Source organism: Streptomyces sp. KR55 (genome assembly GCF_052245645.1).
In the GTDB taxonomy this organism is placed as follows: domain Bacteria; phylum Actinomycetota; class Actinomycetes; order Streptomycetales; family Streptomycetaceae; genus Streptomyces; species Streptomyces flavusporus.
Genome location: NZ_JBQQCE010000668.1, coordinates 1 through 3,861 on the forward strand (window position 1 = coordinate 1; position 3,861 = coordinate 3,861).

At 70.4% G+C, this 3,861-nt stretch carries 4 protein-coding genes; all 4 read right to left on the minus strand.

All coding sequences use genetic code 11. From position 1 onward, the window contains the following. Window positions 1–115: 115 nt before the first annotated feature. A complete protein-coding gene (locus ACTWQJ_RS47950; protein ID WP_443312661.1) occupies window positions 116–907 on the minus strand; it encodes an enoyl-CoA hydratase/isomerase family protein in 792 nt (263 codons plus the stop codon). Between the two features lie 134 nt (window positions 908–1,041). Continuing rightward, the gene (locus tag ACTWQJ_RS47955; protein WP_018567695.1) at window positions 1,042–1,263 is read right to left on the minus strand and encodes a helix-turn-helix domain-containing protein; all 222 of its coding nucleotides are present in this window, start codon (window positions 1,261–1,263) and stop codon (window positions 1,042–1,044) included. A 362-nt stretch (window positions 1,264–1,625) separates the two neighbouring features. After that, complete coding sequence (locus ACTWQJ_RS47960; protein ID WP_443312662.1) at window positions 1,626–3,224, minus strand: ABC-F family ATP-binding cassette domain-containing protein; 1,599 nt, start codon at window positions 3,222–3,224, stop codon at window positions 1,626–1,628. 91 nt (window positions 3,225–3,315) lie between these two features. Beyond that, the coding region (locus ACTWQJ_RS47965; RefSeq protein WP_443312663.1) for a hypothetical protein at window positions 3,316–3,861 on the minus strand (546 nt) is incomplete at its 5' end.

Here is a 3,861-nt window from a genome sequence, read left to right on the forward strand (position 1 = left end):
GGACCCCCATCGCGTCGACTCCCTCCTCCGCCTTGCAGCTGGACACACCAGCCCCCGATCACCTGCGCTGATAGGGCGCCGCCGATTTCCTGCGGCCTGATCCGCCGGACAGGCCCTACTCGCCGATGCCCGCCAGATCCCGCAACCGGCGCGCCTGAGCGGCGCGTTCGGCGACCCGCTGCTCCTCGTACGTACGCTCTCCCGCACCCTGCAGCAGGGCCTTGGTCTCGATGACCGCGTCCCGCGGCGCGGCAAGGAGCGCCGCCGTCAGGTCCCGTACGGCGCCGTCGAGTTCGGCTGGCGGCACGGCGACGTTCGCCAGCCCCGTACTCACGGCCTCCTCGGCCTGTACGAAGCGCCCGGTCGCACAGATTTCGAGCGCGCGGGCATAGCCGACGAGCCCGACCAGCGGATGGGTGCCGGTCAGGTCCGGCACCAGCCCCAGGCTGGTCTCGCGCATGGCGAACTGCACGTCGTCCGCGACGACGCGCAGGTCACAGGCGAGGGCGAGTTGGAAGCCCGCGCCGATGGCATGCCCCTGCACCGCGGCGATGGACACGATGTCGCTGCGCCGCCACCAGGTGAACGCCTCCTGGTACTCGGCGATGGTCGCGTCCAGCTCGGCGTCACCGCCGCGCGCGAGGTCGATGAAGGACGGCTCGCCCTCGAAGCCCTCGGGCGTGAACGCCTGCCGGTCGAGCCCGGCCGAGAAGGACTTGCCCTCGGCGCGCAGCACAACCACGCGGACGGAGCCCGGCAGCAACCGGCCCGCCTCGGCCAGCGCCCGCCACAGAGCGGGGCTCTGCGCGTTGCGCTTGGCCGGATTGGTCAGCGTCACCGTGGCGATGGCGTCGTCGACGGTGAGCCGTACGCCGTCCTTGTCGAGTACCGGGTCGAGCGAAGCCATGGGGCGCCTCCGATGGGTGCGGTCATCGTGAGTGCCGTACGACGGCACTCATAAGTGACTGCACAGTAACCACCCAGCCGATCACCTGACCGACCGGGTGGCCACCATCGAAGCCGAGGGGCCTCGCCCGGGGGTCAGGCCGAAGCGGCCTTCTTGCCCCGTGTCGCCCCGCCACGCCCACGGAGCGTGACGCCCGACTCGCTGAGCATGCGGTGCACGAAGCCATACGAGCGGCCGGTCTCCTCGGCCAACGCCCGGATGCTCGCACCGGCGTCGTACTTCTTCTTCAGGTCTGCCGCGAGCTTGTCGCGCGCGGCGCCGGTCACCCGGCTGCCCTTCTTCAGAGTCTCGGCCACCCGTGCCTCCTCATGGGAAGTGCGCTCTGGTCCCCTCATGATCACCCCTCCGGGGCTTCATGGCCACCCATTCGGCAAGGTCCGTGGGTGAGGGTTTTGACGACAGGAGCACATCCCCACAAGCGGAATCTGCACTTCCACCAGGTGATGTGCATACGTCCGAACGGGTTGTTCCGTGAATCACCAGGTCAGGAACGGGGCGCGGCCGACCCCTTGTCGACAAAGGGATCGGCCGCGAAACCGGTGTAGGACACACCGGGGTACGAGGAGATCTCACACAGATGATGGATCACCGATGGGCCGAATGATCCATACGCGTGGATCACTCATTCGATCAAGCGGCACTGACCGCCCCCGCCGGCTCAGGCGAGCGCGACCAGATCGGCGTAGTCGGCGCCCCACAGGTCCTCGACGCCGTCCGGCAGCAGGATGATCCGCTCCGGCTGGAGCGCCTCGACGGCGCCCTCGTCGTGGGTGACGAGGACGACGGCGCCCTTGTAGGTGCGCAGCGCGCCGAGGATCTCCTCGCGGCTGGCCGGGTCAAGGTTGTTCGTCGGCTCGTCGAGGAGCAGGACGTTGGCCGACGACACCACGAGGGTGGCGAGGGCGAGGCGGGTCTTCTCGCCGCCGGAGAGGACCCCGGCCGGCTTGTCGACGTCGTCGCCGGAGAACAGGAACGAGCCGAGCACCTTGCGGACCGCGACCAGATCCATGTCGGGCGCGGCCGAGCGCATGTTCTCCAGCACCGTGCGGTCGGGGTCGAGCGTCTCGTGCTCCTGGGCGTAGTAGCCCAGCTTGAGGCCGTGGCCCTCGATCACCGCGCCGGTGTCGGGCTTCTCGACCCCGGCCAGCAGGCGCAGCAGGGTGGTCTTGCCGGCGCCGTTGAGGCCGAGGATGACCACGCGGGAGCCCTTGTCGATGGCCAGGTCGACGTCGGTGAAGATCTCCAGCGAGCCGTACGACTTGGACAGGCCCTCGGCGGTCAGCGGGGTCTTGCCGCAGGGCGCGGGCTCGGGGAAGCGCAGCTTGGCGACCTTGTCCGACTGGCGGACGTCCTCGAGGCCGGACAGCAGCTTCTCCGCGCGGCGGGCCATGTTCTGCGCGGCGACCGTCTTGGTGGCCTTGGCGCGCATCTTGTCGGCCTGCGCGTTGAGTGCGGCGGCCTTCTTCTCCGCGTTGGCCCGCTCCCGCTTGCGGCGCTTCTCGTCGGCCTCGCGCTGCTGCTGGTAGAGCTTCCAGCCCATGTTGTAGATGTCGATCTGTGCGCGGTTGGCATCCAGGTAGAACACCTTGTTGACGACCGTCTCGACCAGGTCGACGTCGTGGGAGATCACGATGAAGCCGCCGCGGTACGTCTTGAGGTAGTCCCGCAGCCAGATGATCGAGTCGGCGTCGAGGTGGTTGGTGGGCTCGTCGAGCAGCAGCGTGTCCGCGTCGGAGAACAGGATCCGGGCCAGCTCGATACGGCGGCGCTGACCGCCGGAGAGCGTGTGCAGCGGCTGGCCGAGCACCCGGTCGGGCAGGTTGAGCGCGGCGGCGATGGTGGCGGCCTCCGCCTCGGCGGCGTACCCGCCCTTGGTGAGGAACTCCGTCTCCTGCCGCTCGTACTGCCGGAGCGCCTTCTCGCGGGTGGCGCCCGTGCCGCCCGCGATGCGCTGCTCGTTCTCGCGCATCTTGCGGATCAGTACGTCCAGGCCGCGGGCGGAGAGGATGCGGTCGCGGGCGAGGATGTCGAGGTCGCCGGTGCGGGGGTCCTGCGGGAGGTAGCCGACCTCGCCGGAGCGGGTGACGGCGCCGGCGGCGGGGATGCCCTCGCCGGCCAGGACCTTGGTGAGGGTGGTCTTGCCGGCGCCGTTGCGGCCGACCAGGCCGATGCGGTCGCCCTTGGCGACACGGAAGGTTGCGGATTCGATGAGGACGCGGGCACCGGCGCGCAGCTCGATACCGTAGGCGGAGATCACGGACAGACTCCAGGGCGGGTTGTGAGGCGGGACAGGCGGCTGAGGGACTTCCCGCCGTCTAATGCACGAGGAGAATGGCCATGGACCCAGTCTAACGGGGAGCTGCAACCACTTTTTGCGGGTTCAGATGTTCGGGCCCGCGACCGAGCCGTCGACGGACCTCGTTGCCCAGGGGCCTGCGGTGCGGGGCGATCCGGCCCAGGTCGTCGACGGCGACGAGCTGCGCGGTCCACGCGTCCCGGGCGCAGGGCTGGGCGATCAGCAGGGCTCCGCCGCGGTGCAGCGCACGTTCGGGCGCGAACCGGCATCCATTGCGGGCGGGCAGCACCCAGCGCAGGTCTCCGTCGGCGGTGCGGTACGCGGCGACGCGGCGCGGGGTGAGGACGGCGAGGATGCCGCGGCCGAGGGGGCGCAGCACGCCGGTGCCGCCGTGGGCCGCGAGCCAGTCGGCGGATGCGGGCAGGGCGCGGTGCCAGCGCACGGACCTGCCGTCGGTGGCGGTGACGAAGCCGTCGTCCCAGAGCGTGATCGCCTCCCCGCGCGCGGGGAGCACGGTGAGTGGCAGCCGGTCGTCCCGAGCGTGACGCCAGTGGACCTCACCGGTCGTCGGGTCGTCCGCCTCGACGGTCCCATCGTG

What these genes read in the sequence shown, in the direction of transcription:
- ACTWQJ_RS47950 (WP_443312661.1), bottom strand. Translation starts at nt 907, where the DNA reads ATGGCTTCGCTCGACCCGGTACTCGACAAGGACGGCGTACGGCTCACC.